Here is a 15,484-nt window from a genome sequence, read left to right on the forward strand (position 1 = left end):
CAGATGAAGTTTGGCGCTTGTTATTATCCGGAGCATTGGCCGGAGGAACGCTGGGAGCTGGATGTGAAGCTCATGAAGGAAGCCGGGCTGAACGTGCTGCGCATCGGCGAATTTGCTTGGTCGAAGCTGGAGCGCTACGAAGGCAGCTACGATTTCTCATGGATGGATCGCATCATTAATCTATTGGCAGCCGAAGGAATCGAGGTCATCTTAGGGACACCAACCGCCGCACCGCCGAAGTGGCTCATGGACAAACACCCTGACATCTATATGCGGGACAACAAAGGCATAGCGCGAGGTTTCGGCAATCGAAGGCATTACTGCTACAACAATCCCAACTATATGGTAGCCTCGGATCGCATTGTAACGGCAGTCGCGCAGCAATACGGCGAGCATCCGAATGTCATCGCTTGGCAGACGGATAATGAATTCGGCTGCAACGATACGGTGTATTGCTATTGTGAGTATTGCCGTGCAGCCTTTCAGGCTTGGCTTCGCCATACCTATATAAGCATCGATCAGCTAAACGAAAGCTGGGGAACGGTATTCTGGAGTCAAACCTACAACGAGTGGGAGCAAATCGTGCTTCCGGCTTATACGGTCTTCCATCTGCATAACCCGGGGCTAGAGCTCGATTATCGCCGGTTTGCTTCCGATTCCGTCATCGCGTATCAGAAACGACAAATTGACCTGCTGAAGCAGCTTGCCCCGAGTCAGCCCGTCACCCATAACATGTGGTCGGAGATGAATGAGATCAACAGCTTCGAGCTGTCTAAGGATCTGGATTTCGCTTCGTGGGACATCTATCCCAATCTCTGTTTTACGGATCAACCGGACCCTCGCGAAAGCGCCATTCAGCTCGATATGGCCCGCGGTGTGAAGCAAGCTCCCTTCTGGGTGTTGGAGCATCAGAGCGGTGCACCGGGTGGCAACATCATGTTCCCAACGCCGCGCCCGGGGGAGCTACGCAGATGGACGTATCATTCGGTTGCCCACGGCGCCGATGCGATCGTGTATTTCCGCTGGCGGACCTGCTTGTTCGGCGCGGAGCAGTTCTGGCATGGCATCTTGCCCCATGACGGCATTCCGGGAAGGCGGTATGACGAAATCAAACATGTTGGTGAGGAGCTGAAACGAGTCATGCCGCTCATCGAAGGCAGCAGCGCAGGAGCAGAAGTCGCCATCATTCGTTCCTACGACAATGAATGGGTTATGGATATTCAACCTCAGGTGATGGGCCACCGATATATCCGCCATCTCAAAAGCTATTATCGTTATTTCTATGACCGTCATATTCCGGTTGATCTCCTGTCCGACGAGGCGGATTTCAGCCGTTATCGACTTGTCGTCCTGCCGCATTATATGCTTTCCAAGCCGGAAGCCAAGCAGCGAATCTATGATTATGCGGCGCAAGGCGGCACGGTTCTGCTGGATTTCCGTTCCGGCTCACGGCTGTGGGACAACCGGATGTCGGATCAAACGCTGCCCGGCATCTATCGGGAGCTCCTTGGCATCTCGATTACCGACTACGGCATCCTGCGAGAAGGTCAAACGCGCAGTGTCCAGCTATCCCAAGACACAAACAGCTACAACGCCAAGACCTGGTATGACGTCATCCAGCCCGAGATGGCGGAGCCGATCGCTTGGTTCGGCGAAGATTACTACACCGGATCGCCTGCAGCAACACGCAATCGGTATGGTCAAGGCACCGCCTATTACTTAGGCATGGAGCCGCAGCCTGCCCTAATGTATGCACTTATGGATCGCATATGCACCGATGCCGGAGTAACGCCAATAGAGGGCATACAGGTTCAAGGCAGCATCGAGCTCATGCGAAGGGTAAGCGACAGCGGCAACGAGTATATTTTCGCTATCAATCACGGTACAGACCATCAATCCATCACGCTCGCAGAGCCGCTGTACGAACTTACAACGGAGCAAACCATTGCGGTGGGCACGATCGAATTACCGGGCAATGGCGTGTTTCTCTTCCGCAAGGATCACCCGCTACTAGGGTGATAAGTTGCAGTTTATCAGGTTGTTGATGTTACCCGCCCCTTGCATAATAAAACTAGGATGAGAAATAGGGTTGAAAGGAGTACGGCAGTGTGAAATCAATCGCTCCAACCAGGCAAGACACAGTACCAAACAAACGCAGTTTCGGTAGAAAAGTCATTATGCAAAGACAGCTGATCTACATGTCTGTTCCGTTCGTCCTCCTGATTGTCCTGTTCTCCTACGTCCCGCTTTGGGGATGGGTAATGGCGTTTCAGCGGTACACGCTTGGCAAAGGGATTAAACACAGTCCCTTCGTCGGCTTCGATAATTTCGTCGCGCTCTTCCAAGATGAACAGTTCTACCATGTGCTGCGCAACACGCTTGCCATGGGGCTGCTGCAGTTGATCACCGGTTTCGTATGCGCCATTGCGCTGGCCCTGCTGCTGAACGAGGTCAGGTTCGTCTGGTTCAAGCGGGTGATCCAAACGATTACCTACATTCCTCATTTTGTCTCTTGGGTCGTCATTGCGAACATTACGCTCACGATGCTTTCTCCGGACGACGGGATGCTGAACCGCATTCTGATGAAGCTTGGCATCATCCAGGAACCGCTCTACTTCATGGGCGAGGAAAAATGGTTCTGGTTCATCCATACGACGGTCAGCTTGTGGAAGGAGCTGGGCTGGAGCACCATTATCTTCTTGGCGGTATTAGTTGGGCTGAATCCCGAGCAATATGAAGCGGCGGAAGTCGATGGCGCAAGCCGTTTTCAGAAAATGTGGTACATCTCCATTCCGGGCATCATGCCGACCGCGATTCTGCTGCTCATCTTAAATGTCGGCTGGATCATACAGGGCGGCTTCGAGTCGCAGTATTTACTGGGCAATCCAATCGTCGTCGATTATTCCGAGGTGCTCGATCTCTATGCGCTGCGCTACTCGACACAACTGGGAGACTTCTCGTTCGGGGTTGCAATCAGCATGTTTAAATCGGTTGTCAGCGTAGTGATGGTGCTGGGCGTTAACTACTTGGCCAAGAAAACGAATCAAAGCCGATTAATCTAGCAGCGCGTTTACACGTACACAATCACAATCCCGACAAGAAAAGGAGGGTGGTCAAGAATGGACCGCAATCGGGCGTGGGGCGCAATCGCGTTCAACACTTTTAACCTTACGCTGCTGCTTCTCATCGGCATGGCAACCTTGTTTCCCTTCTTGAACCTCATTGCGGTGTCGCTTAACGATCCGCTCGATTCCTTGAAGGGAGGAATAACGCTCCTGCCCAGAGAATGGACACTAATGAATTACAGAGCGATATTGAGCGATGACGCACTTGCATGGTCGGCTGTTCGTTCCGTTATTCGTACCTTGCTTGGCACCGTGCTCGGCGTTACGGGCACTGTCATGATTGCCTATACGCTAAGCCGCAAACAATTCATCTTCCGCAAAGCGTTTAACGTCATCTTGGTCATTACGCTCTACGTGAACGGCGGCCTCATTCCGACGTATCTGCTGATCAAGAACCTTGGGTTAATGAATCATTTTGCCGTCTATATCATTCCCGGCTTAATCGGGGTGTTCAATGTCATCCTCATTCGCAGCTACTTCGATCAGCTTCCGGAAGGACTGGTAGAATCAGCGCAAATCGATGGAGCGACCGACTTTCAGACGCTGTTTCGAATTGTGGTACCCATCAGCTTGCCGGTAATTTCGACCATCACGTTATTCATCGCGGTTGGTCATTGGAATTCCTGGTTCGATAACAATCTCTATGCCAGCCGCAATCCGGATTTGAGCCTGCTGCAGTTTGAATTACAGAAGATTCTGCTGCAAAGCGTCAGCCAAGTTGCGAATGCGAATGAACATGTGGACGGTAAAGCGATTCAGTCGAACCCCGATACGATTCGGGCTGCCCTGACCATCGTAGTTACGATGCCGATTCTGCTGGTCTATCCATTCCTGCAAAGGTATTTTGTCAAAGGCGTTACATTGGCTGCAATTAAGGAATAACGAAGGCTTCGCACAATATCAAACGGAGCGATCGATCCGTTGATATATACAAAAACGAGGATTGAAAGGGAGTCTAACGATGAAGGGTAGAAGGCTAAAGCGAAGTTTGACATTCGGACTCATCATTACCGTACTGGCAGTGCTTATTACAGGCTGCGGTTCCTCCAATAATAACAATAACGATGGGGCAGCAAACACAAACGAACCGGCGAAGAGCACGAATACAGCAACAAACGAAGCCAATACAGGCAACAATACGACAGCAGAGGCGGAGCCGGCAGCGGACTTAAGTCCGATCGAGTTTACGATCAACACGGCAGATGACAAGCTGAAATGGGATACGCCAATTACGAAAGCGATTACAGATAAAACAGGCGTGTCGCTCAAGTATGACCTCTCCGTTGGCGATCAATTTCAGAAATGGGATCTATGGCTGGCGGCCGGAGACTATCCGGATGTCGTCGTGCTCGATGCCAACTATACACAGAAGTTTAAAGATGCCGGTGCCATTATCCCGCTTAACGATCTGATCGAGAAATACGGTCCGAACATTAAAGACAAGTATGGCAAATACTTCAACCTGCTCAAAGACAAAGACGGCAATATCTACTCCTTGTCCGGCGTCAACAAGAGCGAAGAAGCGGCAGCCAACTCGACGGCCAACTTTATCGTGCAATACGATGTGCTGAAGGAAGCCGGATATCCGGAAATCAAAACCTTCGATCAGCTCTACGACGTCATCAAAGCGTATGCCGATAAACACCCGCAAATCGACGGGAAGGATACCATTGGCTTCGCCGCTTCCATGGCCAGCTGGACGATGAAGATTGAGTTCAACAATCCGGTCATCAATGCGCTTGGACTGCCCGACCATGACCGTTCCCGCATTGATGCAAGCGGCAATGTAACGTACAACCCGGTTTCCGAGGAATCCAAGGCTTATATGAAGTTCCTAAACAAGCTGTATAATAATGGGCTATTTGACAAAGAAGCCTTCTCGCTCGACAACATTGCAACGAAAGCCGCACAAGGCCGCGTCCTTGCTGCTTATTCACCGGGCTGGTTCTTAGGAGACGCTGAAGCCTCCCTGCGTAATTCGGGTCATCCGGAACGCGCCTATGCTCATATTCCGATTTATTTCTCGGAAGGAACGGAAGATCACTCCAACACGCTGACACCGACGCAAGCGGGCAGCTATCAATGGACGATCAGCAAGAATGCGAAGAACCCGGAGCGCATGATTCAGATGATTGATTTCCTTTTCTCCGATGAAGGTCAAATCCTCACTCAGTGGGGAATTGAAGGCACTCACTTTGATGTGAAAGACGGCCACCGCGTACTGAAGCCGGAGCTTATCGCACAGCGTCTTGCCGATCCGGATACGGATTACAAGGAAGGCTTCCACGGCATCGGAACAGGCAACTTCTCGTGGTTTGGAGTGGGCAATGGCGCGAAGCTGGCTGATGGCGACTACTCCACACCGCTTACGAAGGATATGGTTATCGCCAACTACGATGACATGACGAAGGAAGTGCTGGCGAAGTACGGCAAGCAGGTCTGGGCTGATTTCTTGCCGCCGGTCGAGTATGTACCGGGTTATATCTGGCAGCTCACGCCACCAGAGTCAACGAAGGTGGAAGAACAGAAGATCGATGATACATGGCGCAAATACTTGCCGAAGATCATCATGTCGAAGGATGACGCTGCGTTCGATTCCAATTGGAAGGATATGCAGGATGGCATCAACAAGAATGGTCTGGAGAAAGTAGAAGCGGCTTATACGCAGCTATGGGCGGATTTTAATGCCAAGTACAACAGCATATTAGGCCAGTAATCTTTAATTGTTAAGCTACTCCTTGTTCGCAGCGATTGCGGGCAAGGAGTATGTTTCGTGCAGCAGCGGGAGGAAATCAGCTTGGGTAAAGCGAATGAGTGAGAAACGAACAGCCACGAAAGGTGCGAGGTAGCCGCGACATGAAAATACGGACAAAGCTGATCGTAGCCAATTTACTCGTTGTTTTGCTTCTGCTGGGCTCCCTTACGTATGTGCTCATGAAACGCAGCAGCGATCTGGTCTACGAGCATATCATCGAGAATGCCGAACTCTCGCTGTCTCAAGTAAGCGCGAATTTCGATAATAAGCTGAGCTCCTATGAGGAGAATGCGAACACGTTATTCTTGAACTCTTCTCTGAATGAGAAACTCCAGAAGAAATATAAGGATCAGCAGGAAGCGTATGATACGTATTTTGACTATTACCAGCCATTTATTTCAGCCGTCCAAGCGACCAAGGCGATCTCTCATCTCAACTTATATACCGATAACCCCACCTTTCTATTCGCGAATGTGTTTCTGATCGATGAGGAGACGCGCCAAAGCGATTGGTATCGCAAGGTGTTTAATAACCGAATTGGCGGTTACTGGACCGGACCCTATACGCCGCTTCTTGAACATAAACCGGTGTTCAGCTTCCGTAAACGAATGAACAATTTCGAGCCGGATTCCCCGAATGTGGTCTCGATCGAAATCCAGCTTCGTGTGTTATCGGAGCTTATTAATGTAGAGAGCAAAAGTAAGCGTTTTATTTTTACGCTCGCAGACGGTACGGTGCTGATTGATAGTGCGCAGACCGGCGGGATTACGCAGATTAAGGAACTGCCTTTTTATTCGAAAATCATGAAAGAAACAGAGGGAAGTTTCAGCTACGAGGATGAGCATAACAGCTATCAGATCATGTTCCAGACGCTTGAATCTCACAACTCGGTGAGAGGGATGAAGGTGCTGACTTTTATTCCGACCAATGAGCTGATGCCGAAGATCGAACAGCTTCGCTCGCTCTCGATTCTCTTGTTTCTGATCGCGATTGTTGTTTCTGCGCTCTTCATTTCCACGATATCGGTAGGGCTGACGCGCCGGTTGACGGAGCTGTCGTTTCGGATGAAGCGGGTGCATAAGGATAACTTTCAGAGTTTCGTCGAAGTTAGGGGCAAGGATGAGGTTGCGCAGCTGGGGCAAATGTTCAATCTGATGGTGCAGCGGGTCGGGCAGCTCATTCAAGAGGTGTATCAGTCGGAAATCGATCAGAAGGAGCAGGCACTGCGGACGAAGGAAGTGGAGCTGTACGCGCTGCAGACGCAGATCAATCCGCATTTTCTGTTCAATGTCCTGAATATGATCCGAGGCAAGCTGCTGATCGCCGGCGAGCGGGATACGGCCAAAGTCGTAGGGCTTCTGGCGAAGTCGTTCCGAATGATGCTGCGTAATGGCGGCCCTACGATTACGCTGAGTGAAGAAATGGAGTTTATCTCGATCTATCTGCAAATCCAGCAGCATCGGTTCGGCGATAAGTTCACCTTTGCCATCGCGATTCCGCCGGAAGCACTGGATGTGAATTTGCCGAAGCTGTGCATTCAGCCGCTTGTCGAGAACGCGATTACGCATGGGGTGGAGCTGAGTCCGATGCAATCTTGCATTCAGATTAGAGGGGAACTGGTTGAAGGCACGCTTCAGATCACTGTGGAAGACGATGGTCTCGGCATGACACCGGAGCGTCTAACCGAGATACAAGCCGGCTTGCAGCAGGATTCACTGGAAGTCACCTCCCACATCGGCCTTCGTAACGTGAATCGGCGATTGAAGGTCAGGTATGGGGACAGCTATGGACTAACCGTGCAGAGCGAGCAAGACGTAGGAACGAAAGTGACGATATTCATTCCCATGCAGCAGGCGGATAATGGAGGCGGAACAGATGTATAGCGTACTGATCGTGGAAGACGAGCCGCTCGCAAGAGAATCGCTTAAATATGTAATCGATTGGGAGGATTACGGATTCCAAATCCGAGCGGAGGCGGAGGACGGCAGACGGGCGCTTGAGCTTATGCAGCGCAACCACTACTCGCTTGTCCTTACGGACATTCGCATGCCGACGATGAACGGGCTGGAGCTGATCGCCAAGCTGCGGGAATTCACGGATGTCCCGGTCATTATTCTCAGCGGGTACGAGGACTTTGAATATGCACGGCAAGCACTCAAGATGGGGGTTCACGACTACCTGTTGAAGCCTGTGGAGGAAGAAGAGTTAATTGCGATTTTGGAGCGGATGGGTCAGAGCATCTCGGAGAAGCGGTCGTTACAGCGACAGCATCATCTGGGTTTGACTGCCCTTCGCGATCAAGTGCTTCGGAAGCTTGCGCATGGTCCGCTCAGCCGAAGCGAATACGAGGAAGCCATTCGAATGATCGGCAGCGGGATGGGAGAAGGACCGCTTCGCACCCTGCTGGTGGAGATGGATTCCCTCTCTTCGCCAAGCCCGGCTCTGACCGAGCATGATGCGGAGTTGAAGCGATATGCGGTGCGTAATATCCTGGAGGAACTGTGCGGTGGTGGGGGGCTAGTGTTCGAGATGACCGAGGAACGGTACGGCATCGTTATGATCGAGCTGGAGGACGAATATGAAGGTGATGGATTGCTTGCATTCACCGGGAAGCTGCGAGACGCTGTTGCCGTGAATGCCAAAGAAACGATCAGTATCGGCGTCGGGAGCGTGGCCTCGAACGGGAGAGAGCTCGCGCCAGCCTTCGCCGCAGCAGAGGAAGCGCTCGACGGGAAGTTTCTGGTGGGCAGCGGTTCGATTCTGTTTGGCCGGCATGCGATGGCGCATACGGGCAGCGGCGTTGGCGGCGGCTTCCAAAGTACAGGCAAGCTGCAGTCTGGCGTGCTTGAGGCGATTTCCAATTTGCAAGATGAACAGCAGGTGGAGGAAGCCATTGAACGGTTATGGGAAGGTTTCAAGGCAGAGCAAGCGCCGGGAAGTGTCGTTCGTAAGAGCGTGCTGGAGCTGCTCGTCCAATTGCAGCAGTTGGTCAGAGAGCTCGGCGCCAGTGCCGACGGCCTCTTCGAATATGAGCTTGGCGACTACGAACGGGTCATGAAATGCAAGACGATGGAGGAGCTGCAGCTTCTCGCAAGTCGAAAGGCTATGGATGTGCGAGCGCGGGTATGCGGGATGAAACAGCTGCAGCCGAGCAGTCTGGTTACAACGGTGAGGAAGCTTGTTCAGGAGCAGTATCACACCAACATTAGCTTACGGAGTATCGCTCAGCAGGTCTTCTTGAACCCCAATTACTTGGGCAAGATGTTCAAGGCCGGAACCGACGAGTCGTTCAACGATTATTTGCTTAAGGTGCGCATGGAGAAGGCGAAGGAGCTGCTCCGACAGTCGGATAAGAAGGTTTACGAGATTGCTGAGGCTGTCGGATATGGCGAGCTGGATTGGTTCTATAAGCGGTTTAAGAGTTATGCCGGGATGAGTGCGGGAGAGTATCGGATGAAATGATAGATTCGTATCTGGTTACATCCGCTCCCATGTTCGGTGGAGCGACGTTAGGGCCTATTGAATCTCTAACGGTTGTCAGTGTGGCTATTTCATACGAGGAACATCTTTTAAACGGCTAACGGTTGTGAGCATCGTTATTCGCTGCGTAAGGGTGGATTCTACCGGGAAAATGCCCTAATAAGCCCGCTGGCAACCGTTAGAAAATAAAAACGGGCTTTTTGGGCCATATAACCACTGTCACAACCGTTACAGGTTAGGAGATGGCTGTAACCAGGCAGGTAGGTTGCTCGACCTAGAGCGATGGAGGATGTCCTCCCATCGCTTTTTTGCTTATAACGGATTCATTTTGCGGTAGGCTAGCGGCGTCAATCCGGTCATTTTCTTGAAGATGCGGTCAAAATGTCCCGTGTTCTCGAACCCGGTCCGCTCCGCTACGACGATGACTTTAAGATCCGTCTCCTTGAGCAGGCGCTGCGCCTCGCGAATTCGCGTCAGATGAACGTATTCGATCAGGGTGAAGCCGGTGACCGTCTTGAAGCTTCGGCTGAGATAGTAGGGGCTCATGAAGAATTGTTTCGCGAGATCAGCTAGTGCGAGCTTGGTGTCATAGTGCTCGTTGATGTGCAGGGCGACCTCGGATATTTTCTGATGGAGAGCAGTCGGCTGCTCGGGTTTCGTGAATTCTGAGTCCGTCGGTGCGGGATGCCTTGCCGCGAACAGAAGCAGTTCGGTTAGCAGCAGTCGCAGATAGGATTCGAAGCCGGGCCGCTGCTCGGAGGCTTCGGTGATCATTTTGCCTAGCAGCTGGCGGACGAATAATTGCTCGTGCGGCGTAAGGTGCAGCAGCAGCGCGTTATGCCCGAATGGTTGCAGCAGCAGCGGGTCATAGAGGGGATGCTCCGTTCCGAGGAAGGCATCGCTGAAATTGATGACGATCCGTTCATGCTCCGGAGGTCCAAGCTCAGAGGAGTTGTGGACGACCTGTTTATTCACCAGCACGAAGTCGCCGGACGTAATCGAATAGGAGCGGTCCTCGATGAAATGCACGCGCTGCCCCGACACCAAATAATAGATTTCATAGGTAGGGTGAAAGTGGTTGTTTCGTCCAAACGGCTTCGTTCGATGCACATGCTGAATATAGAAATCGCCTTCCTCATCTCCATAGGAGAGCGGTTCGTCGACGGTGAGCTTCAATTGATGTCCTCCTTGCATCCTAGCGGATCATCTAAACAGGATATCTTTACTTTAGCGCAAGATAGGTGAATAAACCATCACTTTGAGCAAAATATGTCACGATATTCGGCAAATATTGCGTTATGCTGAGTAGAGATACGGACTTTAGAGGAAGGTGGTACATCCCACTATGCGTAATTTTATGGATGATGATTTTTTACTACATAACGAGACAGCAAAGCGGCTTTATCATGAATACGCGAAAGCAATGCTGATCCTGGATTATCACTGTCACCTGAGTCAGCAGGACATCTATGAGAATAAAAGCTATACCAACCTGACGGAAGTTTGGCTGTATGGCGATCATTATAAGTGGCGGGCGATGCGCGCAAACGGCATTGAAGAGAAATACATTACCGGCGGCGAAGGGGTCAGCGATTATGACCGTTTCCTCGCTTGGGCGCGGACTGTGCCGATGACGCTTGGCAATCCGCTCTATCATTGGTCGCATCTGGAGCTGCGCCGATTGTTTGGCATCGAAGAGCTGATCAATGAGAAGAACGCGCCGATCATTTGGGAGAAGGCGAATGCCAAGCTGCGCGGCGGCGGGTATGCCGTACGGGATTTCATCCGTGACGCAGGCGTGGAAGTGGTTTGTACGACGGATGATCCGATCGATTCGCTGGAGCATCATGCGCTGTTGGCACAGGAGCCTGATCTGGGCTTCCGCGTACTGCCATCGTTCCGTCCGGATAAGGTGCTGGAAATTAACCGTGCTCCGTTCGTCGGTTATATTACGAAGCTGGCCGAGGCTTCGGGGCGGAGCAGCATTGAGAGCTATGACGAGCTCCTGCTTGCGCTGAAGGAGCGGGTACAGTTCTTCCATTCCGTCGGCGGACGAGTGTCCGATCATGCGCTCGATTATGTGCCTTGGGCGGAGACGACGCGCGAGGAGGCGGCGGGGATTTTTGCGCGGGCACTTCAAGGCGGAGGTGTTTCGCTCGAGGAGGAGCAGAAGTACAAATCCTATACGCTGGTTTACTTAGGCGAGCTCTATGCGGAGCTTGGTTGGTCGATGCAGCTGCATATGAATGCACATCGTAACAATAATGCGCGAACCCTTCGCGAGCTTGGCGTGGATACGGGGTTTGATTCGATGAACGACAGTCCGGTAGCTGTACCGCTTGTCCGGTTGCTGAGCAAGCTGGATGAGCACGATAAACTGCCGCGTACGATCGTGTATTCTTTGAATCCTGCAGACAACAACGTGTTGGCATCGCTGATCGGCAGCTTCCAAGGCGGCGGTATTCCGGGAAAAATCCAGCTTGGCGCCGCTTGGTGGTTCAACGATACGAAAGACGGCATGCTGGAGCAGCTGAAATCGCTTGCGAATATGGGCTTGCTCAGCCGGTTTGTCGGCATGCTGACAGACTCTCGCAGCTTCCTCTCGTATACTAGGCACGAGTATTTCCGTCGGATATTCTGCAATTTGATTGGCGAGTGGGCGGAGAACGGGGAAGTTCCTGCGGATGCGGAACTGCTCGGCGGACTTGTGCAGGCGGTGTGCTACGAGAATGCAAGAGGGTATTTCCGGTTCTAGCTTTCCGTAAAGTGACAAGGTAGAAGACCATTCAGGAGGGATACCATGGAGGGCAAACTGACATCACCCGATGAGATCAACAGGCAGTTGTATCCGCACGGCGAGATTCATCAGGCTGTTCACCGCGTTACCGATATTGGGGAGGAGCTGGTTCAGTTCTATCGGCAGCAAGGGTACGCTGCGGTATTGGATGTGTTGTCCGGCGCTGATATCGGGCATGCAACTGAAGCGATTATGGCGCATATTGCCGATGATCAGACAGCCGTGAAGGTGCAGTTTGTGAAGCCGAGGATTGAGCTTCACAGCGACGAAGAGCGTGAGCTCGCCGTCCGCAAATTGTATGAGTTTGTGGAGGTCGATGATCGGTTGCGAGCAATCGCCTATCATCCGGATCTATTGGCTGTCGTGGAGAAACTGCTCGGCGCGAAGCCGAAGCTGGTACAGGATATTGCACTGCTCAAGCCGCCGAAGGGCGGGGGCGAGAAGCCGTGGCATCAAGATATGGCCTACGGCAACCTGGCTTATGATCGGCCTGTGATCGGCGTTTGGATTGCGCTTGACGAAGCGGGGCTCGATAACGGCTGCATGCAAATTATCCCCCGTTCGCATATGAATGGAGGCATTCCGCATTATGCGGAGCGGGATTGGCAGCTATGCGATACGGTTGTGCCTGTCGAGCGCAATGTCGCCGTGCCGCTTGCACCGGGCAGTGCGCTGTTCTTCCATGGGCTGCTCATGCACGGCACCGCATACAATTTCTCGCAGAAGCGCCGCCGTGCGCTGCAGTTTCATTATGCGCCGGATACCGCCGAGAAGATCAGCCCGAGAGAGTATAAGCGTATGTTTACGAGCGAGATGACAGGGGTGGATTGCTAGCCTTTGTATGAAAAGAAGGGATATCTCATCCAGGCCGTTCGTAATGACGGCAGGTGAGATATCCCTTCTTTATTTGCGAGCAGTGAACCGTGCCCACTCCTGTTTGATCTTGCTCTCATCGAGCTCGATGCCGATCATGACAAAATACGGCTCACCTTCGTAGCCGCTCGGCGACCATTCCAGCCTTTTGCCCGCCAGCTGGAACAGCATGAGGCTGCCATCCTTGCCGTAAGGCAAATAACCCTTGGCACGCAGGCAATTGTTGCCGCGCCCGCTGATAAAGGCTTCGAACTGGCGCCGCGAAAGTCCGGCTGCATCTGCGCCGGGATAAATCGCTGCCGTTCGAATGCGCGAATACGAGCTTGGCGCTTGGGTTGCGGTGACGCCTGGCTGCGCGGACGCGGTTTGCTTGCCGCCGGTCGCCGGCGACTTGCCGATACCGCCGCCTCCTCCGCTGGCCGGCAGCTTCTCCGGCAGCACGCGTCCGCCGGTTGCGAAAGCCGTCCGCGTGCCGGAGATGACAGGCTGCCTCCGCGCGGGTGAAGGGGAGATTCCCGCGAATACAAGCGCGGAATCGATCTCGCAGCGTGTTGCCGTGATGACTTCGGCAGCCTGGTTGCGATCGTGAATGAGCTGCTTCACTTTATCCGCGGTTCGATTGGATATGAGGTCGAATTTATTGGCGATGATAAAGTCCGCCGCCTCAATCTGCTTGCGCAGCGTACGAATCAGCTCGCGGTCAGAGGAGAAGATGCTGTTATAGTCGAGCGCATGCTCGGCATCCAGCACCGTTACGATTCGGTGCAGCTGCACCTTGCCGATAATAGTCGGCTCCGTAATCGCCTCTGCAATTTCCTCCGGGTTCGCCACACCGGTTAGCTCCATCACGATCACATCCGGCTGCATCAGCGCAAGCCGCTCCAAGCAAGAGGCTAGCTCGCTCTTCTTGCTGCAGCACAGGCAGCCTTCCGTAATCCGCTCCAGCATCTGAGTGGCAGATGCACTGCTCACCATCGTTCCATCGACGTCAACGGCTCCGATTTCATTCATCAATACAGATGCGCGTAAACCGGTAGCCTTGGCATGCTGCAGCAGCCTCAGAAGCAGTGTTGTTTTGCCGCTGCCCAGAAAGCCGCTTAATACGATTACCGGGATTGCTGATTGTTCCATGTTCGAGCGCTCACACTCCCTCCAAGGTCCACATTCAAAGAAGGATATGCGGCATTCGGCCAAAATAAAACCTCTTCGGGCAGAATCTCGGGCGTGCGCAGCAGTAAGGGCGACAGAGAGCAAACCTACCAGAGCAAGCTGTTAAATTCATCGAAATAACGGTATAATTTAGCCAACTTCGTTCGGAGACCAATCAGCACGCAAGCGATTGGTTCCCTGAACACTTAACGAGAGGACGAACACGAACTATGAATGCCATCCCAATCCATTTGCTGTCAGGCTTTCTGGGCAGCGGCAAAACAACCCTTCTAAACCATGTAGTAGATTACTATAAAGCGCAAGATGTGAAGGTCGCGATCATTATGAATGAGCTCGGCGACGTCAACTTAGATGGTCAATTCGTCGATCAGGATGTACCCATGGCCGAAATGCTAAGCGGCTGTATCTGCTGCACCATTCGCGGCGATCTGAGCATCGAGCTGAAAGAGCTGATCGAGGAGCATCAGCCTGATGTTGTGCTGATCGAATCCACAGGCGCTGCCAATCCGATGGAAATCATCGACGCCATTACAGAGGCGGCGCTATTCATGCGCCTCGATCTGCGCACGATTGCAACTGTCGTCGACGGACCGGAGCTGCTCGTTCGCAGCCGCCGGGGCGGCAAAACCTTCAAGCTCATGCAGGATCAAATTCGCTGCGCGACGGATCTGATCGTCAACAAAGCCGACAAGCTCGCACCGGAGGAGCTCGTAGAGGTCCAGCAGCTGGTGCGCGAGCTGAATGCGTATGCTCCGCTGACGGTGACGGTTCGCTGCATCGTCGACCTGGGGATGTTCGATCAAGCAGCGGCAGCCAAAGCGAAACCGGAATTCAGCGCAGCACAACCGGCGCAGAACAGCAATCATGTGTGCGGCGCGAACTGCCAGCATGATCATGACCAAGCTGACGATCATGACCACAATCACGATCATAAACACGCTGACGAGCCTTATAATTCGCACGCGCATGTCATGACGCTGACGCATTATTTGTCCGGTCCCGTTGACAGTCATGCCTTTGAAGCCCTCATTAACAGGCTGCCGAAGGAAGTATATCGGGCCAAAGGCATCGTCACATTCACCGATACGAACAGTCGGTTCCTCTTCCAATACGCCTATCGCGAGGTGGAGTTTATTCGGATCACGCCGCAGGGTACTGTGAATGACGTTGCGGTGTTCATCGGGGAGCATTTTGCCAAGGATGTCTTGGAGCGGGAATTGGCAGAGCTTACAGAGGCTAATCAAGATTAGAATAGTTGGAATAATTTAGGGTATGTCGGGGATA

11 protein-coding genes are annotated in these 15,484 nt (G+C 52.6%); 9 read left to right on the top strand and 2 right to left on the bottom strand.

Annotated features, from left to right (window positions below; all coding sequences use genetic code 11):
- Positions 1–3 precede the first annotated feature (3 nt).
- The 6 genes from AC0YNS_RS27345 to AC0YNS_RS27370 all read left to right on the top strand — a co-directional run bounded on the left by AC0YNS_RS27345 (position 4) and on the right by AC0YNS_RS27370 (position 9,342).
- Positions 4–2,019, top strand: coding sequence for a beta-galactosidase (locus AC0YNS_RS27345; protein WP_475784100.1), 2,016 nt, complete (start codon positions 4–6; stop codon positions 2,017–2,019).
- Positions 2,020–2,108: 89 nt separating this feature from the next.
- Positions 2,109–3,062 (top strand): ABC transporter permease, encoded by a 954-nt coding sequence (locus AC0YNS_RS27350; RefSeq protein WP_475784101.1) that lies wholly within the window; start codon positions 2,109–2,111, stop codon positions 3,060–3,062.
- Positions 3,063–3,119: 57 nt separating this feature from the next.
- The gene (locus tag AC0YNS_RS27355; RefSeq protein ID WP_475784102.1) at positions 3,120–4,007 is read left to right on the top strand and encodes a carbohydrate ABC transporter permease; all 888 of its coding nucleotides are present in this window, start codon (positions 3,120–3,122) and stop codon (positions 4,005–4,007) included.
- A 79-nt stretch (positions 4,008–4,086) separates the two neighbouring features.
- The gene (locus AC0YNS_RS27360; RefSeq protein ID WP_475784103.1) at positions 4,087–5,841 is read left to right on the top strand and encodes an extracellular solute-binding protein; all 1,755 of its coding nucleotides are present in this window, start codon (positions 4,087–4,089) and stop codon (positions 5,839–5,841) included.
- Positions 5,842–5,981: 140 nt separating this feature from the next.
- Entirely contained in the window at positions 5,982–7,763 is a 1,782-nt protein-coding gene (locus AC0YNS_RS27365; RefSeq protein WP_475784104.1) for a sensor histidine kinase, read from the top strand.
- The gene (locus tag AC0YNS_RS27370; RefSeq protein ID WP_475784105.1) at positions 7,756–9,342 is read left to right on the top strand and encodes a response regulator transcription factor; all 1,587 of its coding nucleotides are present in this window, start codon (positions 7,756–7,758) and stop codon (positions 9,340–9,342) included. The genes AC0YNS_RS27365 and AC0YNS_RS27370 overlap by 8 nt, the downstream gene beginning before the upstream one ends.
- A gap of 330 nt (positions 9,343–9,672) precedes the next feature.
- Here AC0YNS_RS27370 and AC0YNS_RS27375 read toward each other — a convergent pair whose 3' ends face one another.
- Positions 9,673–10,536 carry a helix-turn-helix domain-containing protein gene (locus tag AC0YNS_RS27375; protein ID WP_475784106.1) on the bottom strand — a complete coding sequence of 288 codons (864 nt, stop codon included), beginning with the start codon at positions 10,534–10,536 and terminating at the stop codon, positions 9,673–9,675.
- Positions 10,537–10,705: 169 nt separating this feature from the next.
- On the opposite strand from AC0YNS_RS27375, the gene uxaC reads away from it, so the two are divergent.
- Complete coding sequence (uxaC, locus tag AC0YNS_RS27380) at positions 10,706–12,115, top strand: glucuronate isomerase (protein WP_475784107.1); 1,410 nt, start codon at positions 10,706–10,708, stop codon at positions 12,113–12,115.
- Positions 12,116–12,160: 45 nt separating this feature from the next.
- Positions 12,161–12,991: a phytanoyl-CoA dioxygenase family protein gene (locus tag AC0YNS_RS27385; RefSeq protein ID WP_475784108.1), complete on the top strand. Its 831-nt coding sequence runs from the start codon at positions 12,161–12,163 to the stop codon at positions 12,989–12,991.
- Between the two features lie 69 nt (positions 12,992–13,060).
- Here AC0YNS_RS27385 and AC0YNS_RS27390 read toward each other — a convergent pair whose 3' ends face one another.
- Complete coding sequence (locus AC0YNS_RS27390) at positions 13,061–14,161, bottom strand: CobW family GTP-binding protein (protein ID WP_475784109.1); 1,101 nt, start codon at positions 14,159–14,161, stop codon at positions 13,061–13,063.
- 248 nt (positions 14,162–14,409) lie between these two features.
- Between AC0YNS_RS27390 and AC0YNS_RS27395 the strand changes: the two genes are divergently transcribed.
- Positions 14,410–15,450, top strand: a complete 1,041-nt coding sequence (locus AC0YNS_RS27395) for a CobW family GTP-binding protein (protein WP_475784110.1) — start codon at positions 14,410–14,412, stop codon at positions 15,448–15,450.
- Positions 15,451–15,484: the final 34 nt, after the last annotated feature.

This window comes from Paenibacillus sp. J22FR21 (assembly GCF_056269135.1).

Coding starts and splice junctions, on each gene's coding strand:
- AC0YNS_RS27355 (WP_475784102.1), top strand. CDS start 3,120: ATGGACCGCAATCGGGCGTGGGGCGCAATCGCGTTCAACACTTTTAAC.
- AC0YNS_RS27360 (WP_475784103.1), top strand. CDS start 4,087: ATGAAGGGTAGAAGGCTAAAGCGAAGTTTGACATTCGGACTCATCATT.
- AC0YNS_RS27370 (WP_475784105.1), top strand. CDS start 7,756: ATGTATAGCGTACTGATCGTGGAAGACGAGCCGCTCGCAAGAGAATCG.
- AC0YNS_RS27345 (WP_475784100.1), top strand. CDS start 4: ATGAAGTTTGGCGCTTGTTATTATCCGGAGCATTGGCCGGAGGAACGC.
- AC0YNS_RS27365 (WP_475784104.1), top strand. CDS start 5,982: ATGAAAATACGGACAAAGCTGATCGTAGCCAATTTACTCGTTGTTTTG.
- AC0YNS_RS27385 (WP_475784108.1), top strand. CDS start 12,161: ATGGAGGGCAAACTGACATCACCCGATGAGATCAACAGGCAGTTGTAT.
- AC0YNS_RS27395 (WP_475784110.1), top strand. CDS start 14,410: ATGAATGCCATCCCAATCCATTTGCTGTCAGGCTTTCTGGGCAGCGGC.
- uxaC (WP_475784107.1), top strand. CDS start 10,706: ATGCGTAATTTTATGGATGATGATTTTTTACTACATAACGAGACAGCA.
- AC0YNS_RS27390 (WP_475784109.1), bottom strand. CDS start 14,161: ATGGAACAATCAGCAATCCCGGTAATCGTATTAAGCGGCTTTCTGGGC.